The following is a 19,659-nucleotide window of genomic DNA, read 5'->3' as shown; positions in this document are numbered from 1 at the left end:
ATACCCCCTTTGCTTGAACTTCGCAAAATGAATGAATGTTCATTTTCATTCTTACAATAAATGTTACCGCTATTTTTCTAGTAAAGCAATGTTCTATTTTTGAATTTTCTAATAAAAGAGAAAATTCATTACTATGGACTTACATCATTTATTTTCAAAAAACTGTACTATATCCTTCAGTAATTGTCGGATGGCTAATGGTAAATGACGGTTTTTTAAGTACACTAGATAGACATTGCGACTTAAATTCAGACCCTCTATTTCTTTTTTTACAATCGTTTTGGCAGTCGGTCCTTGCAAGTAATTTTCAGGTAATATGGTCACTCCTAAATGTTCTCGTACAAGCGATACAGCGGTTTCAAAACGCTCAATTTCAAATTGAATATTGATGTTTTTACCAGCCTGTTCAAATGACGTTAAGATATCTCGTCTTGTTTGAAAGCCCTCGGTACTAATAATAAATGGTTCTTCACAAATATCTGAGATGGTTAAAATATCCTTTTGGGCTAACGGATGATGTAAAGGTAATACTGCGACCAACCGTTCTTCATATAAAGTTTGAACTTCCAACTCTGGATCATCCATTAGCTGATTGGTGATGATTAAATGAGTTTTATAGCTTTTCAAGGATTTTTTCACCCGCTTACTACCTAAAATATCGACTAAGTGAATTTTCATGTGAGGATAGTCTTTTTTATAGTTGGCGATTACCTTTGGCAGCCAATGCTTAATAGATTCCATGACACCAATGGTGATGTCTCTCGTGCCATGAACAATCACTTCATCCATTTCGATTTTTAGCACTTCCATATTTTTTACAATAACTTTTGCTCGTTCAAAAAGTAACTCTCCAGCTTCTGTTAATTGCAGATTTCTAGTATTTCTCTCTAATAAAGGGGAGCCAATCTCTTGTTCTAATTTTTTGATCGCATTACTTAAGGAAGGCTGCGAAATATGCAGTCTTTCTGCGGCTTTTGAGAAATTCATCTGTTCTGAAACAGCGATAAAATAGTGTAATTGTTTAATGTCCACCTATAGATACCTCCCAGATTTATAGTTAAAAGCTATAGATTAATATTAATTATATATTAGTAATTATAATTATGTGAATATATAATGAATTACAACAATACTTTTTCTACAATAATATTCACAATGGGGTTGATAAGTTTATGTACACAATGACCGATCAAAAACAATGGAAAGGCCGAATAGATTCAACGACAAATACAAGCAGCTTTCGTTTACATCAACAAGTAAAAAGAGTTGCGATTAATGATGTAAGCGCTTCAGATAAGAAAAGTGCTGCTCTCGTTGGCTTTATCTGCGATGAAGGGGTACGTCGAAATCAAGGCCGTGTAGGGGCAGCAAATGGTCCAAACGCCCTACGAGAAGGCTTAGCCAGTTTACCGTGGACATTTGAGGACGATCAGCAAATTATTGATGTTGGCAATATCGTTTGTCTAAACCATGCTTTAGAGGAGGCGCAACGTGAGCTTGGTGAAGTCGTAGCAACAGTACTACAAAAAAACATATCATGTGTGGTGCTAGGTGGCGGGCATGAAACGCTGTATGGCCATTATTTAGGCGTTCGTTCTGCTCTACCAAAGGAAGCTAAAATCGGCATCATCAATATAGATGCTCACTTTGATTTACGACCATATGATGAACAACCTTCGTCAGGTACGATGTTCCGTCAAATTTTAGAGCAGGATCCACACGCTGACTATTTTGTTGTTGGTATTCAACGCTACGGCAATACAAGAGAACTTTTCGAAAAAGCTGATGAATTAAACGTGAAGTATGTTTATGAGGATCAAATGACGGTAGCCTACCAACAACAATTAACGGATGCATTACAACATTTTATGGATAAGCATGATTATATTCTTTTAACATTATGTATGGATGTATTGAATGCAGCATTTGCTCCAGGTGTAAGTGCTCCATCACCGTTTGGGCTTGACCCATCGACTGTGCGCTCCATTTTGCAACAAGTCACTTCACACCCTCACACCCATTCATTTGATATTTGTGAGGTCAATCCGTTATTAGATGAAAACGGACGTACAGTGAAATTAGGTGCCTATTTTGTATATGAGGCACTGAACAACTTACTTAGGGGGCAAGGTTCATGATCGAAATTAATCAAATTACAACGGTATTCCTAGCTGTTGCACTCTTTGCATTAGGAAGCTTTCTTATCAATAAAATAGGCTTTTTAAAGCGTTTCTGTATCCCAGCACCAGTGGTTGGTGGTTTATTGTTCGCTGCTCTTACCACTATCTTAAAAACAACGGGTATTTTAGAAATATCACTTGATACTTCTTTACAAAGCTTATTTATGATTACTTTCTTTACGACAATTGGCTTAGGTGCAAGCTTTAAACTTGTAAAGCTCGGTGGTAAATTACTGATTATCTACTGGCTAGCATGTGGCTTCCTAGCGTTAATGCAAAATGTCATTGGGGTATCTCTGGCCTCACTTATGGGGATCCATCCTTTAATCGGTATGATGGCGGGTGCCGTTTCTATGGAGGGTGGTCATGGCGCTGCAGCTGCATTTGGCCAAACCTTAGAAGATTTAGGGATTTCTTCAGCTATGACAATTGGTGCTGCTGCCGCAACATGTGGTCTAGTTGCTGGTGGCTTAATTGGTGGTCCAATTGTCAAATATTTAGTAGGTAAATATAATTTAACACCAGATGAACAAGAATCGGAAGAAGTCCAATATGAAAATAAACATGAGCAAATTACATCGGATTCGTTCTTTACACAAGTCTTATTAATTACTTTCTGTATGGCTGTTGGTACGTACGTCGGCACACTATTCTCAGAAGCAACAGGTTTCGTTCTACCTGGCTATGTAGGAGCAATGTTTGTGGCTGTATTAGTGCGCAATATTATGGATAAATTCAAACCTGAAGCCATTAATATGAAAAGCATCTCATTAATTGGAGATGTCACATTAGGTGTATTCCTTTCCATGGCTCTCATGAGTATTAAATTATGGGAAATTGCTGATTTGGCACTACCATTATTCATCATTGTTTTTGCGCAAGTATTCTTTATTGTTGTATTTAGTATTTTTGTGTTATTTAAATTACTTGGCAAAAACTACGATGCTGCTGTTATGGTAGCAGGTTTTGCAGGACATGGTCTAGGTGCAACACCAAATGCCATGGCCAATATGTCAGCCGTTGTGCAACGCTTCGGTCCTTCTAAAAAAGCCTTTCTTGTCGTACCGATTGTCGGCGCATTTTTAATTGACGTATTTGGGATTCCTATTATTATTACGACTATCAATTTATTTAAATAAAAAAGAGCTTTGCATTCGTTCTGAGTAGACGATTGCAAAGCTTTTCTATTATTGTAATATCTCACTTACTGTAACAAATTCATAGCCTTGTTTTTGTAAATAAAGAATAACATTTTCTAAACCATTGGCTGTCGTTTGATGGATATCGTGCATTAGAATAATACTCCCATCTTTTACAGAGGCTTTGACATACGCTAAAATTTTATCTGGATTGTGATGTTTCCAATCCAGTGTATCAATCGACCACAAAATCGAGGGGATTGTCATGACAGAACGTACTTGGTCATTGGTCGCCCCATAGGGTGGGCGGAAAACAGTTGGATACTGCCCGATGGCTGCATAAATAGCATTACTTGTGCCATTGACTTCTTGTTTAACGCCTGCTATTGATAAGGTCGTTAATTTTTTATGGCTCAAGGTATGGTTTCCGATTTCATGCCCTGCTTCATAGACTTGTTTAACGATTGCAGCATTTCTTGACACATTTTTACCTACCATAAAGAATGTAGCCTTGGCATCGTATTTCTTTAACGTTGCCAAAATTTGTGGTGTCACCTTAGCATCTGGCCCATCATCAAATGTTAAGGCTACCCGTTTTTTTGCGCCTTTCGCTACTGGCACACCTTTATTATAAACTTTATTATCTATTAACTGAATATCGGCTAGCTCAGAAGCTTTGACATACCCTTTTTGGTCGCCTGCTTCTACATAAGCCCAACCAGCAAGTGTTATGTAATACTGGACATTTGTTTTATTGGGAAGTGTACCAAGAACTTCTCCGTCTGGACTAGCTGTTAAACGTAATTCAGCACCAGCAACAGCATTAATTTTTTTCTTCGTTGGAGCTGGTTTTTTTAATGCGTTTGTCGCTACATATCCTATCTCCTCGCCATATTGAACGAAAGACCAACCACCAGGTGCTGTGCCATATACATAAATTATTCGTCCTTCATAGAGCTGTCCTACATGCTGGGCATGTTGACTTGGGGCTGTAAATAATGTTGTACCGCCCTTTTGAATCACTAGGTATCCCTCAGACTTCAACTTGACTAAAGCATCAGATGTGACATAGCCCTCCTGCTCTGGCGTTTGAATATGTGTCCAACCTTTACTTACTTTTGTTACTGAAACAAAGCTACCTTTCGAAAGTTCCCCGATCTCCGCACTATTCGTAGAAGCTTCTTCAAAAATAACCGTATCTTTGACTACCTTGTGAATCACCACTGACCCTTCAGCATTTACTGAAAGTTGCCCTGCCAAGATGCACATCATAAACGTCAAAACGATGGCAAAGGGTAAAAATTTTTTCATTGTTCTACACCGCCCTTAGATGTCTTTCATGTCTGTTTGCTAAAAAATTGCTAAGATTTAACTTTTATTATAGAGTAAACAACCCTGCCATAAAATAGTAATAATCAACTAGATTCCCTTTTACGATGCTGCTAAAATTCATATTTTAGTAAATACTTATACATTCCTCCTTCCCTTTTTACTGAGAAACTATGCATAGGTTATGATAATTAAATGATGGTGGCTTATTTTGTAGATTTTTTGTTAGCTCCTTTTTCTCATGCTGCTAAATGGCCTACGGACTTAGGTGAGTGACCTTCTCCTTACTGGGAGAGGGCTCTCACCTCTTTGAGCAGGTTCGCCACCTTTTGGAGATGGCTCCCCTCTCTTTTTGAACTGCTCCCTCACTTTTAGCAGCAGCTCTCCCCGTATTTGATGGTTCCTATAAAAAGCTGGTTATCCACCACCGAACCTCAGCTATATAATCCCCCTTTCTATTAAGACGTTAGGAACCATGAAAAAGTTGAGGTTTTTTCATTATTTTTCCTGCTATAAAGCTTCGAAGGCCGTTAGGGCATCTTCAATATGTGGGGGTGGGTTCCATATATAGCTAGGAGCATTGGTTGTAATGAATAAAAAAGATTTCCCTTCTTTCTCGATTATGGTCGCCAGACACAGTCCTGCTTCTGGGGTATAGCCTGTTTTTCCACCTATTATCGGACTGTCTAGACCCGGTAATTTTGTAAATAATGAGTTTGTGATGATTAATTGATTGGGAACATAGGTTGTGTAGTTTTTTGAGGTAAATATTTGATAAAAGGTAGGATTTTCTAATGCATATCGCAGAAGCTTGCTGATATCCCGCACGGTGGATACATGTGCCTCATCATGTAGGCCACTGGTATTAACAAAATGTGTGTCATGCATGCCTAATTCTTGCGCCTTGTTATTCATCAACGTGACAAATTTGTCCTCACTGCCAGCGACAGCATCTGCAAGTGTTCCTGTTGCATCGGCACCTGAGGCAAGGAGTGTACCATACAATAAATCCTCCATCGTGACAAAATCTCCTGCTTGAAAGCCTGCCATCGAAGCATTTTGTGCCGTATAGTTCGCAATCGTTTGGGGCTCTACAATGGTTTGTGTTTGTAAATTATCTGTCATCTCTATGGCAACGATGGCTGTCATGATCTTTGTTAAAGATGCAGGATAAATAATAGCATCCGCATTTTTTTCGTATAATACATCGCCCTGTTCATTGAGTAACAAAGCATTTTGACTATGTAATGATGGCAGTTCTAGATGCGTTAATTCATATGTTTTGCTTGTATAATAAAATAAGAAAACCATGATACAAATACAGCCTACTAACATCCACTTTTTCATAAAAAACGCCTCCTACACATTATAAGAGGCGGCATTTCTGAATATTCCTTGAGAAAAATGGGATGCGCTCAAATATTTTCACAGGTAAAAATCATCATCGAAATTTGAACTAATTCTTGTAATCTCTTTATTTTTTAATTTGAACATTACATCTTGAGAAACCTCTAACTTGAGCGTCTCTTCTTTGCTTAGACTTGCATAGACGCCGCGTAAAATACGACCAGTTAAGCCATGCGAGACAATAATCACTTTTGAAAGTGGTTGAATCGTTTCAAGCAAAGCAGTTAATCTGCTTACAACAGCTTCATAGGTTTCCCCATCTGGTGCACGAAAATACCAATTGAAGGCATCTGTGTTCGTTAACAAGGCAGGCCATTGTTGCTGTATTTCCGCCATGGTTAATCCAGCCCATTGTCCCACAGCAACCTCTGTTAAACGTGGATCCTGCCTCACCTTGTTGCTGTCATAGCCCAGTGTTTCACAAAGTATGGCTGTGCTTTGCATGGCTCTTCCCATTGGACTTGATAGGATGGTCCATTCATCTGCATCGCCAATGAGTGATTTCAGCATGCGTGCATTTTGCTGAACCTGCTCCCGACCACGCTCAGTGAGTGGTGAATCAAGCTGTCCTTGATATCTCCCTTGTGTATTATAATTTGTCTCACCATGGCGAAGTAAGTAGATCATTTGCTCCATTTTATATCCCCCATTCTGCTCCCCTTATTAAAGTAAAATTGCTGTTAAACTAACACCAGCACATAAACAAAGCTAAGAAACAAGCATAAAGGACTATACCATTTTGAATCATTTTGAGCAAATGTGGAATGCTTAATCGTTTTAAAAATACCAACATACTTAAAATCACCAATTGCTCGTAGCAAAAATACTAGCGCACAAACGATACTTCCTACTTTTGAAAAAATAGAGGCTTGAAAAAATGGCATGAAGCCTCCTTGAACAAGGATGATACCACTTGCTAGCATCAACAGCATTGCAACAAAGAGCGTTCCACATTTTCTCGGCGTAAAAACAGCTTGTTGGCTGCCTTCTTTCATAGGAATAACAGCTTCTGTACCCCATCGACCACCAAAGGCCCAATAAATATGTAGGATACTAATGAGCCCTAATAGTCCCACTGCGACAATTGATAAAATAAACATGTTCTACCTCCTCTTCATTTACATACGCTACCGTATGTTCTGGCGTTAAATATAGTCCCTCAAAGCCCATGTTAGCTCCGAGAGACCTTCTTACTGTATTAACAGCTTAATCATTTTTTCGAGATCGAAATGAGGATTGGCTTCAAATCGTGTCATCCAGCCTATATAGGTTAAATAAGCTAATCTTGCACGATCAGTGGATTCGTCTATGCTGATACCACTTTTTTGATAGAGTGTCGCCACACAGGCTATTCGCTGCTCCTCTATTTGAACGATACGCTTTGCGACATCTGAATCATATTTGGCCCAAGCATAAATGCCTATCTCCATCTTTTTATTTTTGTGAAAACTTATCCGTAAAAGCTGCTCTAGATTAGCATCAACTTGCTCCATATTTTGAATAATGGCCTTTGTTGCGTGGTTTTCCCAATAGTCTAGCATGGCATCTAATAGTTGTTGACGATCAGGAAAATAATGATAAAAGCTACCTTTACTAATGTTTAATGATCGAGCAAGTGCTTCAATACGTACTTTATGAATCCCCGCTTCTGCTAATTGCTCTAGACCCGCTCTAATCCAATCCTCTTTCGTTACTTGCATAATTGCCCTCCAAAAAATACGTTAGCGTATGTTTTGTCTTATATTACCACTTTATACATCACTCATCAACTTTTATCGTTTTTATGGCGTACATTAATATGATTATTCACTGTAACATGAACTGTTACTAGTCGTGGTAAAATACATGCACACACTAAAATAAACACTAATAGCTTTTTCATGAATTTACTCCTTGTCTTAAAAAGTATTGTCAAACAACTTTTCTGCAATGCCCTGTAAAATATCCTGCTCCTCAAATGTCATGAGTTCTTCTCTCGAGATTGTTGCCTGTTGAATCAATCGGTTTGATTGGATCGTCACTAGTTTCTCAAACAAGTTTCGAATATAACGACCATTCGAGAAATTAGGGATGGTTTCAATTGGCATATGACGTAGCTGTGTTTTCATATGTTGGGCAAATGCTTCGCCAAATTGATAATCGTTCGTTTGACAAAGCATCGCAAAAATATCATAGAGTTCATCCGTGCTAAAATTATCAAATTGTACAAAATGATTAAAGCGAGATTTAAAGCCTGGATTAGATTGTAAAAAATCTTCTATTAGCTCTGTATAGCCCGCAACAATAATTACCAAGTCATCACGTAGATCCTCCATTGCCTTTAATAAACTATCAATAGCTTCCTTCCCAAATGCATCCTGTTTATCATTTATTAATGAATAGGCTTCATCAATAAAAAGTACCCCGCCCTTTGCTTTGTTAACGACTTCCTGAACCTTTAACGCTGTTTGTCCAACATAGCCAGCGACTAAACCTGCACGATCTGTTTCCACAAAATGCCCACTTGAAAGGACGCCAAGATGCTTGTAGATTTGGCCAATAATGCGTGCCACTGTTGTTTTACCTGTGCCTGGATTGCCCGAGAAGACAAGATGATACGTAATAGGAAAGCTTGTTAAACCATGATCCACACGCAGACTTTGAATTTTAATAAAGTTTATTAAATTATGTAATTCCTTCTTTGCATTCGGAAGACCTACAAGACTATCTAATTGTTTTTGTAGCTTGGCAATCTCTTGCTCGACTTCAGGTGTAATGCGTAACCGCTCATCGTTAATAAATTCACCACTATAGATAATTTTGCCTTCTTCATTATAATAATCGCCTCGTCCATGTTTTTTGCCTTGAACAAGGTCACCAATATAGGAAGCTTGCCCATTGGCATAATAGAGCGTTCCTTGCCCTGTCATCATATCCTCTTTAAATTGCCCTTCCGCTTCTAAAATTCCATCCCTAGAATATACTTTGCCTTTACCATGCTTTAGGTCCTCAAAGAAATGACCTTCATAGTGGAGATTAGTTACACCACGTGCAAGCTCCTCAGCTGTTGGTGATTCCGTAGGGTAATATAGCTTCCCAGCCCCTTGCATATGATGCCAAATAAAATCACCCTCATATTGTAAAAATCCATTTGGATAGTATTGCTTGCCTTTTCCCTTTTTCATGCCATGGACAAAGTCACCCTCATACTGCGGTTGATTTAAATGTGGATACTGTGCTCGTAGTGTTTGATAAGGGCGAATTACTTCTTCTTCATAATATAAAACACCATAGCCATCCATTAAATCATTGCGAAAATGACCTTCATAATGGATATGACCATCCTTATATAAAATGCCATGACCCTGTTTTTTATTTTGTATGAATTCACCCTGATAAATGAGTTGTCCTTTCAAATACATAATGCCATTGCCTTGCTTCATATGATTGACGAATTCACCCTCGAATAATAATTCTCCCTCTTGATCAAATAGCGAGCCTTTGCCGTCATATATATCGTGACCGAAATCATTCTTCTTGACGCCACCTCGATACATGATGATTCCACTTGGGTAAAATAGTTCTTTTTCTTCATGATTATGTGTCATTTAATTGCCTTCCTTCATCATTTCAGTATATGCTCAATTATAGCGTGGAAAAGAATACATATGTGTGAATTTTTAGAATTTAAGGAGACAAGCATGAAAAAAAGATACAAACTACTTCTAGGCATTTTACTACCACTACTTATTCTGTATATCTCGACAATGCTGTTAACACGAGACACTGATTTTACAACAGAGGTAACAGAACGTCTCGAAATGGAGGAAATTCATGAGATTGAAATTATTCGTTCCTCAGATGAAAAAACAGTAACGATTACTGACGCAGCAGAAATCAATCAAATTATGCAGCCATTCAAGGACCTACCTTTAAAAAAGGTGTGGTTTTCGAATTCTGATTCTCATGAAGCATACTGGCTAACACTCTCAATTAATGACAACAGAGAAATTGGCTTGCGTTTAGATGATGACCAGCATTTATTCGTGTATTTATATGAGGAAAATTACATGAAAGATTATAAGCTCACTAAGGATATCGATACGACATTTATCAAACAATTGTTTCAGTAAACGTAAAAACCCGTGCATGTACGCACGGGTTTTTATATGTAACGATAATTTTGCTGCATAGCTTGTAAGGTCTCAATGATCTCTTCTCTCAGTTCAATTGGCTCTAATACCTCCATATCGGCTCCTTGACTTAACAACCACTCTTTCACGCCATATTCTAACACTTCTGCCTCAAAAACATATTCATGATTGTTTTGTGAAACTAGGTGGGCTGTTGGGAAACGACTGTAGACTATTTGAGGAGAACGGCCTTTATAGAGAAGACGGATATGAGTAAGGTCATTAGTGCCCTCTACTTGTAATGGATGTACAGATGGAAATTCAAAATGGATAGTCATTTCACGAAAATGCTGAATACGATCCATTCTGTAAACAGTTGGGGTTTCTTGATTATCTCCTATTAAATAAAAATAATGTGTTGAAAAGATAATAGCGAGCGGCTTTAAAATTTTTGCAGTTGGAATCGCTTCACCCTCCTGTAAATAATCAATTGTAATGACCTTTCTCTTTTGTATGGCTGTTGATATTCCCCATATCAAGGACAATAATGACTTGTTTTGATGGATATCTTCATATACAATTTTTTCATTTAATAACAGTTGATCGTCTGCTACACGTGAGAGAAGTTGATTAACGATCTCACCGATATCCGATTTTACGAGAGCTTTTGAGGCAATCAGTATTTTAACGATGACTAGTACCTGTTCTTTAGATAAACGATTGTTTTTTGTATGCATTAATTTATACACTTTTTCTGTACGTACATATTGTAAATGGTAATCTAGCTTAGCCTTTTCCAGATACGTACGAATTTCATCGATATCCCGTTGTATGGTTTTTTCACCAACCTGATGTGTCAATGCTTCTTGCTTCTTGTTGATTCCTTGGCCATCCATCAATCGATCAAACATCGATAGTACGCGATAGCCTTTGCCTTGTTGTGAATCTACCATATATCCCACTCTTTCTTCTATCATGCCCAGCTTGCAGTATATTGGCCATAAATAGCCCTTCTACTGATTGCGTCCAGATTTTTTGCGAGTTGCTCAAAAAGCTCCTCTTCAAAATCTGTGACCTCCGCTTGGGCTTTTATCTTGATTCAGTTGGTGTTTTGACACCTACTCCATTTGTGCATTCATCTCATTATCTATAAACTGAATCAAGATAAAACTTCTACTTTATTGGTATAATTTGTACTATACGCATCCTATAATAAATCACCATTCAAGCAGCACAACAGACTGTATTTTTGACATAATTAACTAAAATTTTACAGCATTTTAGATGAATGTGTCACTTTTTAACCATTGAAAAGGACTTCCATTGAATGAAAGTCCTTGTACTCTTTTATTTGAATTTTACAGCTGTTCCATATACCAATACTTCGGATGTACCATCCATGACAGATGAAGTAGCATAACGAACGCCTACAACTGCATCTGCACCTAATTGTTTGGCTTCCTCTACCATTGCCTCTGTGGCAATTTCACGAGAGCGCACAAGCATCTCCGCATACTCCTTCATTTCTCCACCTACAATATTGCGAAGACCTGCTATCATGTCACGACCAATATTTCTAGATTGAACAGAATTCCCTTTCACTAGCCCTAATGTTTCCATGATATCTTTTCCTGCCACCATGTCTGATGTAGCTAATAGCATCATGATGCCTCCCCGTTCTGTAGTTTTTGTATGGCTTTCACAGCCTCTTCAATAGAAGATGTAATCACGCCATTGCGTTTAATTAACCCCACAACAAATAAATTACGATAAACAAACTGATTCTCTAGCCCATCTCGGATCAGTGCCTCTATTTTTTGCATATTGTCCCGCCCTTGCTGACGAACATCTGTTAGCACCCCAATAATGGGACGATTCAGCATCGAAAACGCACCTATCTCTGCGGCAACGCCTGAATCAATTTCCACCCCATCTAATACAGCTATCAGAACATCGCTATCCTGTAGCATCTCTAAATCTGCTTGGGCAATTGCTAAGCTATCTGCATAGGCAGATTTATCATTGATGGCCTCATTCTCCTGAGGTACGTATAATGCGATGCCTGGTACCGCCTCGCGAATAGCTGCTGCTAATTGTTCATTTACAAAACGATCGCCTAACGAAAATAACCCATTTGCTAAATATGCTTTCATGTATAAAACTCCTTAATCAATTGTTTTTTCAAATATAATTTTATGTCTGCCTTTTTCATCAATAAATGTTGATAATATATCGAAACCATGCTTGAGGTTGGTAATGAGCATGGCTTTGAATGTATTTCTTCCGTATGTACGAACTTTGTGAAAGCCTAAAGTCTTGATATATTCATGCTGTTGTTTCATTAATTGACTTGCAATTCCCTGACCTCGATGTGCTGCATGAACGCCACCCAACCAACTATAAAATATATCATCTGGATGTGGGTAGCCTAGTTTAAAGCCGATCAATGTGTCAGCTTCCACTGCCAATATGCAAAGAAGGCCTTCTTTCTTTTCTAGCTTTTCGAGTGGCAAATTAGCTCCATCAAAAACGTGAGCGTGGATTTCCTGTAATTGTTCAAGCCAAGCATAGGGTATGCCTTCAATCGTCACAATATGCATATTCATCACCTCTGTCTGTCATTATAGCAGTTCTATAGCCTGAAGAAAAAGGTAGGCATCTGCTCCAAAAGCAATTATTATCACTGCATAAAAGTAACTATTTTCCATCTAAGCTATTTTCGACACCCACCAAATTCAGTATACTTGACCAAAATACAAAACAATAGCTAGGAGGAAATCCGATTGACACCATTTACTAGTTGGTTAACGAATTCATTGCGCCCCTATTTCGGCCTACATACTTTAGAAGCACATTGGGAAACGATTCCGATTCGAGAGGATTATTTTATTTGCCTTGAAGGTGATCTCATTAAAAAAAGAATTTTCGTGAACGAGCATAGCTACCAAGAAGCGGATGTCGACATTTTAACACGTAATCGTGAAGTCATTGTCCCTCAAACCGCGCGTGGAAAAGAGAAGAAATTGAATTATACCAATATCTCCGCTGTGAAAGCTGCAGGCGTTGTTTTTTCTGCTGGTCTAGGTAATGAAAACCATCCATCTAGCTATATCACAGCTCGTAACACTAAAACATATTACCAGCTACCATTAACAGGCTTTGAGCATTTAACGACTAAGTCGGCTCTCTTGAATTGGTTAGAGCAATTTCCCTCCCAGCTTCCTGCTGATTACTCAGACAAGCTAGAAAAGCTAACCAAGATGAAAAGTCTACGCTATAAGACTGTGCCAGGTGATATTTTTCGTGTAGAAATCGATTTATTTGTAGATGGCTATGTGCTTGTCATTGGCGATTTACGTCAAATGCAAAAGGATCATCTTTTTGGAGAAGATAGTATTTGGCATAATGTAATGACAATGCCATTGTTTGTACGGCCCTATTTGTTGACAACGACAGAGCGCCTGCCTTCTCTTGTGGAAATCATATCTGCTCCATTGGCCCCTCAAACCCATATTGTGATGGATGACCATTTTATGCGAGGATGCTATGAAAAGATAGGCCATAAAATGTTAACAGAATCCGATATTGTCTTTCCAATGGGCTATGGCGTGACACTAAACTATGGGAAAGAGCCTCGATATCGTCTATCCTGGGGAACAGGAACAATTAGTAAACCTGCACCTTCCACCTCCTATCAAACAGCTAGCCGTTTTACCAATCATGGTGTCTATGCAGGCGTTGCCAGTGATTGGTTGAAGCAAGAGGAAGGAATTGTAACAGAGTCGCTAGATCATCCACACTTCCGCGAAGATCGTCAGCGGGCACTCGCTGAATTTAGTTTTCCAGAAGATATCTCCTACGATGACTTTAATCGCCAAACGGGTGGATTGACCCGCACCCAATATATTCATTACCTCAATAAAACCTATCATCGTACACACAAAAAATAGAGGGAGCTTCTAGATGCTCCCCCTCCACTTTTTCATCGATGGTTGATTTCATCCAATAATTACTTATAATATAGAGATATCATTAACCAACTTCCATCACTAGAGGTGCATTTTGTATGTATTTTGGCATTATTCCACTGATTCTTTTCATCGTTTTTCTTATTTCTTACTTTAAAGACCCAAGAAAAATGATCAACGGACTATTATTTAATCTATTTGTCTGTTCATTTCTGCTATTCTGCGTCATTCTATCTTTAGCATCTGACCATTACTTTTTAAGGCTTATTGTCATTATTCCACTGATTGCTCTTTTCATTTTAATTCCTTTTGGTATTGTTGCTTTAATGTTTGGTTTATTTTTAAATGCGAGAGTATTAATGAAGCGAGAAGGTAGACGTTTAGCCAATTCCTTAACATTACTTGTGGCGATTGGCATTTTACTTTTTATCCTATTACCGATTATCAATCCAGCGAGTTTGTTTTCAGTCCACCTCCAGCCCATTTTTGGTGGAATTTCACTCATTACGTTTTATTTTTTTATCCATTTATCCAATTTTTTATCTGCTTATTTTCTCTACCAATTCAATCGCCCTCGATTGAATCAAGATTTTATTATTGTACTAGGCAGTGGATTAATTAATGATAAGGTGCCTCCACTTTTAGCTAGTAGAATTCAAAAGGCAATTGACTTCTATCATAAGCAAGCAGCAGTGACTACTCCACCTACCATTATTTTCTCTGGTGGACAAGGTCCTGATGAAAATCTACCCGAAGCTGAAGCGATGCAACGATATGCAATAGAAAAAGGCATTCCCATTGAGCATACACTCCAGGAGAACCGCTCTGTGAATACCTATCAAAATATGTTATTTTCTAAGCAGCTCATGGATGATCGGAAACAGGGTGAGGCCTATAACAGTATTTTCACCACGAATAATTTCCATCTTTTTCGTGCGGGTATTTATGCAAGACTTGCGGGCTTAGATAGTCAGGGCATTGGCTCTAAGACAGCCTTTTATTATTGGCCAAATGCGATGATTCGTGAATATGTAGCGATTGTTGTAATGGCACGAAAACGACATATGAAAATGATTGGACCTATTGTAATCATTTCGATTGCGCTATCTCTATTCAGCTTTTTCTTTGTATAGGTTCTAGGAAATGGATTCGTACACTTTTTATAGAAAGTGTTACGAATCCTTTTTGATGCTATCATACCCAAAATTTCTTCAGCTGTTGTTCATATAATGTCTCATAGTAAAGTTTTCGAGGATAGCGTTGTTCTTGTAATACCTGATAGAGAATGGATTGACCTTCCTCATAGCGAATCCCCTCATCACAATTATCAAATAGTTTTCGTGTCAGCTGTCTTACTAGGTGAACATCTTTTGTGTTCACTCTCCAGCCAAATTGAATTAAATCCAGCTGATCGAGCGGATCTCGATAAGTATCAAGTACCACACAGACATGTGGTTGCTGCTTATTCGCAAATACTAAAACATGTCCTGTATGAATGGATTGACCAAAATAACGTTCGTAAATCTCTGCTATCGGTACTTGGATTTCAAGCACATCCATGATCGTCTGTAAAGTTGGATGTGCTATATAGTCATCACTTGTCTCATCTGGATATTCAACCAACTCCATGATGGAAGCCATCATCCAAAAATCATAGGTCATTTCCAATCACTCCATCTATTTTTATTGTGACAAACGGTTAATTGCTTGTTCCACCGTCTGAATAAGATAGGCTAAGTTGGACTGCCATTCTGGCCAACTCTTGGACTCTTGCCATAATTCTACAATCTCTCTACTACCATGTTGATCAGGTACTTCATCTCTAATGTCCTGTAAATACCGCAATATAAAGGTCAAAGAGCTTTCATCTACTACCCATTGTATTTGTTCATCCTTACTTTCTTGACCATAAATGGTTCCTGTATCCAGATATTGACTATAAAGCTCTGCCAAAGCCAGGGCACTTATATCGTAGAAAAAATCTATATCCTCCAATGTTTTACCAAAAAAGCCTTGCTGTTTCATAGCCTGTACAATATCCGATAATGTTAGCTGATTGGATTCCTTATGCTGTTCCATAAACTCCCGCAAAAACGCCACTACATCTAAACCTTCATCACTTTCCAATGCTTTGTATCCCCAAGCCCCCATCTCACTGCACCTCTCTTATTTATTCTAGTAAAGCTCTGGTAAAAGTAAAATCTGCACGCATGACCATGACAGCTGTTCATTATAGTAGCCGCTCTTAAAATTCCTTTGCTATATCAATAATCCTCAGCTTTATAGGTAGGAGGCAAAGTAAAACTTCATCTTTTCCTGTGAATAGCCATCCTGTCCTCTCCAAGTCGCCATTGACATAAAATCAGTTCCACGTCCACGCTCCTTGCGATAATCATCCTTTGATACGAGTAGTCCCGCATAACCCCAGATTTCCATGACCACATCTCGTTCATGTTGATTGGACTTGAAAACATCTTTCCAGCGCTTTTCAAGCTGTCTAGCTGCATCTGTGTCGTTACAGGATTCTATTGCTGCTACCATCTGTTTTAAGATGGCTACGTCATCCTCACTTACATTCAATGCTTCTTGTTCTTTCACTAGGCATTCTAAGTCTAGTAAACAATAGATGAGCCAATTGAGGCGAACCCCTCCCCACTTGATGCGTTCAAAATTAAGCACATTTAAATCTTCATTGACATACGTAGCATTGGACATGATTTTCCGCTCATTACAGTAGCCACAGCCACTATAGGAGACCAATGCCACAGGTTGTTCATCATACGTATGCATTGGTAAATTATGCGTAAGAGCCCAGCTCGATAAGGCACTGCGTAAATGTACTTTGCGCGTCGATAAGCTATGCAAAAATGCCTTTACCACAAGCTCCTTTGTTAAGAATTTCTCATGCAGCTGTCGCAATCTTTGTACACATTCATCATGGGAAATCGTTAATCGATCAAACATCAAGCCCTTACTTTTAGCATATTGAAAATCTTCTTCTGTATAGGTATAACCACCTGAACGCCATCCACCAGATTGCCAATAGGTTTGCATTAATATTTTCCTTGCTTTTTGGTCCATTATTCTCTCCTCGCTAGCTAGCACTTTAATTTTTCTTGTAAGGCTAGTGCCATCTCTTTCCATGGTCGCTTCCAATCGGAACTCGCTATCTCTTCCTCTGTTAGTGCTAGCCAATATTCTCCTTCCATTAGCTCAAACATGTCTATCATGGTAATAGGGGCACAAACTGGATTAGCTAATGCTGCGAGCATAGGCTCGGGGCCATCATCCCAGTTATAGCTATTGACAATGGCATGTAAAATAACAGCTGATGATACCTTGCTTATGCGCTGGCACATTGTATTGAGAGAATCCTCGTATAAAATGGCATCAGCTTGCTGTTGTTCTTCTGCATTCAAAGTTAGACGGATTGCACCTGGTGTATCTACCAATAAATCAGCGATTCTTGCATGCTCCCTTGCCGCAAACCAAGCTGTAGCGGTAATCCCCTCTGGCTCAGATAAATTTACACCCTTTGCAAGTAGTAAAGAAATCACTTTTTTCTGCTTAAACTTTACCGCTTTTTTCAGTGCTGTATCACCAAGCTTATCTCGTGCCTCCAAGTCTATATGCTGTGCCAAAAGAAGCTTGATTCCTTCATGTGGCATTCGATTTGTTATAAAAAGCATCAATGGTGTTCTCCCACGTGCATCTCGCTCATTTACATCTAATTTACTAATAGCCTCCCCAACGACCTCTAAATCCTTGGATTTACTCACTTCCGTCCATTCCATTCGTCTACCCCCTTCAGGAATCCATCCATTGCAGTAATTTCTCAAGTTCATCCCTTATTGGTGCTGATTCTTGCTTTAGTCGCTGAGCAAGCTTCTTGGAACTACCGAATATTCGATATAAAACAAATGGACGCTGATAATCTGCTTTCTTTTCAAGTTCTTGTCCGAGTGCCACGAGCAAATCTAAATCCATGATGTCAATGTTCTTTATTGGCTTAGCTGATTCACTTGCACCAAGTAAAATAGCTACAAACACAGGCATCATCTCTACTGATAAGCCATGTGCTTCAAGAAAGGCTTCCGCATAAGCATCTTGCACGGATTGATGCTCTGTATCAACGAGTAACATATATCGTTGAACAAGTGGAAAATAATCCTTGCTATAAAGTCCTAATCCAAAAACCGCATAGGTGCTGGGCATAGCTGATTTTTCACTCGGCTCAACATCCTGATACCAAGCAAATTCCTCCATAGCAAGCTGGGCATAGTCCGCTAATAAAGGGAAAAGATTTGGATATTGTAGGCAATTGGCGAAAAATTGATGAAGCTTTGATTTAGCTAACTTTTTAATAGGAAGATAATTTTTCGCTTTACTCTTTAAAGTCAGCTTATAGCCCTTTGGAAAACCTTCTTGTAGCAGTTGAATGATATAGTAAAGGGCTTCACGATAAGCGTTTTCCTCTTCTACCATCACTCGTATATCAATCGTTTGTAAAATATCATTTGCCTGTCCTTCGAATACATCCCGCTTTCTTATACTTTCAAAACGACCGCTTCCTTTTTCCAAATAATTAGCTGCCTGCAGCGAGCCAAGCTGCTTCGCAAGTTCCAAGTATTCTAATCGAGTGGCTGGCTCTTTTTGACCAATCTTCAACGCGACATAAAGAAAGAAATCTAGTTTTTCCTGCTCTAGTTGTTGTACCGAGTCCTCTGTTTTCAATACCCACTCTTTCCTATAATCGCCTGCTTGTTCAAAATAGTGCGTTAAAAAATGCTCCTCTGCCCACTGCTTAAAGGCCATTGTATAATAATAAATCCATTTGTCTAAACGTTCTTTATTCGCCCGATGCTTTTCTTGAAGCCGATGAATAAGTGGTTCGACTTCCTCAGCTGTTTGATGGAAAAAATGTGGATTGACCAAATGCTTCGCAAGGAAAAATTCATCATTGTCACTTGGTCTTACTGGTAGCTCTGCCATCACCTTTGTTTCTATAAAGCTTGCCAGCACTTGTTTCGTTGACGCTAGTTTACGATTATTCAACAGCTCCTTTTGATAATGAAGCACCGTTTTATCATGTTCAAATTCCAGCACAACCTCAAAGCAGTAATCAAAAAATCGGGGACCGTATTGCTCAGATTGAAATACTTCCTCTGTTTTAGTACATAAAGCACTAAAAAGCTCTTCAATATGCTGGACATCTGTAAATTCTTGTATGTATGAACCCGCTTCCACCTTATAGGAGCTATCACTCCAACTAAATGGCTCATAAACATCTATAAAGATTGTGCCATTAGGACTTTTTCCTTTTTTCCAGGCAACTTTCAAATATTGAAGGATGCCTGCTTGTAACCTACTTTGCTCTTTCAGCCCTGTTATTCGTTTACTCTCTTGTTGATAAACAGCCGTGATTTGCTCCCACACAGCCGCTAGAAAATGCTCTACACACTGCTTCACTGTACATCCTCCCTTTCTATGGTTAGAGAAAAATCTCCCGCTAAAGCCTTAGCGA

The 19,659-nt window shown here is 38.7% G+C and carries 21 protein-coding genes; 5 read left to right on the top strand and 16 right to left on the bottom strand.

Annotated features, from left to right (window positions below):
- Positions 1-144: 144 nt before the first annotated feature.
- Positions 145-1,032 (bottom strand): LysR family transcriptional regulator, encoded by an 888-nt coding sequence (locus B3D98_RS18065; RefSeq protein ID WP_103118286.1) that lies wholly within the window; start codon positions 1,030-1,032, stop codon positions 145-147.
- A gap of 140 nt (positions 1,033-1,172) precedes the next feature.
- Between B3D98_RS18065 and hutG the strand changes: the two genes are divergently transcribed.
- On the top strand, positions 1,173-2,138 hold the full coding sequence (gene hutG / locus B3D98_RS18060) for a formimidoylglutamase (RefSeq protein WP_054550383.1): 966 nt from the start codon (positions 1,173-1,175) through the stop codon (positions 2,136-2,138).
- The gene (gene gltS, locus B3D98_RS18055; RefSeq protein ID WP_054550384.1) at positions 2,135-3,319 is read left to right on the top strand and encodes a sodium/glutamate symporter; all 1,185 of its coding nucleotides are present in this window, start codon (positions 2,135-2,137) and stop codon (positions 3,317-3,319) included. Before hutG ends, gltS begins: the two co-directional genes overlap by 4 nt.
- A gap of 48 nt (positions 3,320-3,367) precedes the next feature.
- Here gltS and B3D98_RS18050 read toward each other — a convergent pair whose 3' ends face one another.
- From B3D98_RS18050 to B3D98_RS18025, 6 genes are all read right to left on the bottom strand, one after another.
- Positions 3,368-4,630 (bottom strand): polysaccharide deacetylase family protein, encoded by a 1,263-nt coding sequence (locus B3D98_RS18050; RefSeq protein WP_259419593.1) that lies wholly within the window; start codon positions 4,628-4,630, stop codon positions 3,368-3,370.
- A 528-nt stretch (positions 4,631-5,158) separates the two neighbouring features.
- Positions 5,159-5,995: a D-alanyl-D-alanine carboxypeptidase family protein gene (locus B3D98_RS18045; protein WP_281216316.1), complete on the bottom strand. Its 837-nt coding sequence runs from the start codon at positions 5,993-5,995 to the stop codon at positions 5,159-5,161.
- 78 nt (positions 5,996-6,073) lie between these two features.
- Complete coding sequence (locus B3D98_RS18040; RefSeq protein ID WP_016993289.1) at positions 6,074-6,691, bottom strand: histidine phosphatase family protein; 618 nt, start codon at positions 6,689-6,691, stop codon at positions 6,074-6,076.
- Positions 6,692-6,735: 44 nt separating this feature from the next.
- Positions 6,736-7,155, bottom strand: a complete 420-nt coding sequence (locus B3D98_RS18035; protein WP_048392518.1) for a DUF3995 domain-containing protein — start codon at positions 7,153-7,155, stop codon at positions 6,736-6,738.
- Between the two features lie 90 nt (positions 7,156-7,245).
- Positions 7,246-7,755 carry a TetR/AcrR family transcriptional regulator gene (locus B3D98_RS18030; RefSeq protein WP_115673284.1) on the bottom strand — a complete coding sequence of 170 codons (510 nt, stop codon included), beginning with the start codon at positions 7,753-7,755 and terminating at the stop codon, positions 7,246-7,248.
- Between the two features lie 198 nt (positions 7,756-7,953).
- Entirely contained in the window at positions 7,954-9,642 is a 1,689-nt protein-coding gene (locus tag B3D98_RS18025) for an AAA family ATPase (protein WP_115673285.1), read from the bottom strand.
- A gap of 93 nt (positions 9,643-9,735) precedes the next feature.
- Here B3D98_RS18025 and B3D98_RS18020 point away from each other — a divergent pair, with 93 nt between their 5' ends.
- Positions 9,736-10,167 (top strand): hypothetical protein, encoded by a 432-nt coding sequence (locus B3D98_RS18020; protein ID WP_048392515.1) that lies wholly within the window; start codon positions 9,736-9,738, stop codon positions 10,165-10,167.
- A gap of 32 nt (positions 10,168-10,199) precedes the next feature.
- Here the strand turns inward: B3D98_RS18020 and B3D98_RS18015 are convergent, their stop codons facing one another.
- The 4 genes from B3D98_RS18015 to B3D98_RS18000 all read right to left on the bottom strand — a co-directional run bounded on the left by B3D98_RS18015 (position 10,200) and on the right by B3D98_RS18000 (position 12,767).
- A complete protein-coding gene (locus B3D98_RS18015; RefSeq protein ID WP_288584908.1) occupies positions 10,200-11,120 on the bottom strand; it encodes a helix-turn-helix transcriptional regulator in 921 nt (306 codons plus the stop codon).
- A 394-nt stretch (positions 11,121-11,514) separates the two neighbouring features.
- Positions 11,515-11,829, bottom strand: a complete 315-nt coding sequence (locus B3D98_RS18010) for a YbjQ family protein (protein ID WP_004225046.1) — start codon at positions 11,827-11,829, stop codon at positions 11,515-11,517.
- Entirely contained in the window at positions 11,829-12,320 is a 492-nt protein-coding gene (locus B3D98_RS18005) for a nucleoside 2-deoxyribosyltransferase (protein ID WP_112118468.1), read from the bottom strand. Before B3D98_RS18005 ends, B3D98_RS18010 begins: the two co-directional genes overlap by 1 nt.
- 12 nt (positions 12,321-12,332) lie before the next feature.
- Entirely contained in the window at positions 12,333-12,767 is a 435-nt protein-coding gene (locus B3D98_RS18000; protein WP_112118467.1) for a GNAT family N-acetyltransferase, read from the bottom strand.
- Between the two features lie 183 nt (positions 12,768-12,950).
- On the opposite strand from B3D98_RS18000, the gene B3D98_RS17995 reads away from it, so the two are divergent.
- Both B3D98_RS17995 and B3D98_RS17990 read left to right on the top strand, forming a co-directional pair.
- A complete protein-coding gene (locus B3D98_RS17995) occupies positions 12,951-14,117 on the top strand; it encodes an immunity 26/phosphotriesterase HocA family protein (RefSeq protein WP_288584903.1) in 1,167 nt (388 codons plus the stop codon).
- A gap of 116 nt (positions 14,118-14,233) precedes the next feature.
- Entirely contained in the window at positions 14,234-15,268 is a 1,035-nt protein-coding gene (locus B3D98_RS17990; protein ID WP_048392508.1) for a YdcF family protein, read from the top strand.
- A 61-nt stretch (positions 15,269-15,329) separates the two neighbouring features.
- Here B3D98_RS17990 and B3D98_RS17985 read toward each other — a convergent pair whose 3' ends face one another.
- The 5 genes from B3D98_RS17985 to B3D98_RS17965 all read right to left on the bottom strand — a co-directional run bounded on the left by B3D98_RS17985 (position 15,330) and on the right by B3D98_RS17965 (position 19,604).
- Positions 15,330-15,797: a hypothetical protein gene (locus B3D98_RS17985; RefSeq protein ID WP_103118297.1), complete on the bottom strand. Its 468-nt coding sequence runs from the start codon at positions 15,795-15,797 to the stop codon at positions 15,330-15,332.
- Positions 15,798-15,818: 21 nt separating this feature from the next.
- Positions 15,819-16,286 carry a DUF4259 domain-containing protein gene (locus tag B3D98_RS17980; protein WP_115673290.1) on the bottom strand — a complete coding sequence of 156 codons (468 nt, stop codon included), beginning with the start codon at positions 16,284-16,286 and terminating at the stop codon, positions 15,819-15,821.
- Between the two features lie 129 nt (positions 16,287-16,415).
- On the bottom strand, positions 16,416-17,216 hold the full coding sequence (locus B3D98_RS17975; RefSeq protein WP_048392502.1) for a hypothetical protein: 801 nt from the start codon (positions 17,214-17,216) through the stop codon (positions 16,416-16,418).
- A 17-nt stretch (positions 17,217-17,233) separates the two neighbouring features.
- Complete coding sequence (locus tag B3D98_RS17970; protein ID WP_288584895.1) at positions 17,234-17,929, bottom strand: DUF4274 domain-containing protein; 696 nt, start codon at positions 17,927-17,929, stop codon at positions 17,234-17,236.
- 13 nt (positions 17,930-17,942) lie between these two features.
- Positions 17,943-19,604, bottom strand: a complete 1,662-nt coding sequence (locus B3D98_RS17965) for a DUF6138 family protein (RefSeq protein WP_288584892.1) — start codon at positions 19,602-19,604, stop codon at positions 17,943-17,945.
- Between the last annotated feature and the right edge of the window lie 55 nt (positions 19,605-19,659).

The sequence above is a fragment of the Lysinibacillus sp. UBA5994 genome (genome assembly GCF_002429725.1).
GTDB lineage: Bacteria > Bacillota > Bacilli > Bacillales_A > Planococcaceae > Lysinibacillus > Lysinibacillus capsici.
This window is presented reverse-complemented; position numbering and strand designations above follow the sequence as displayed.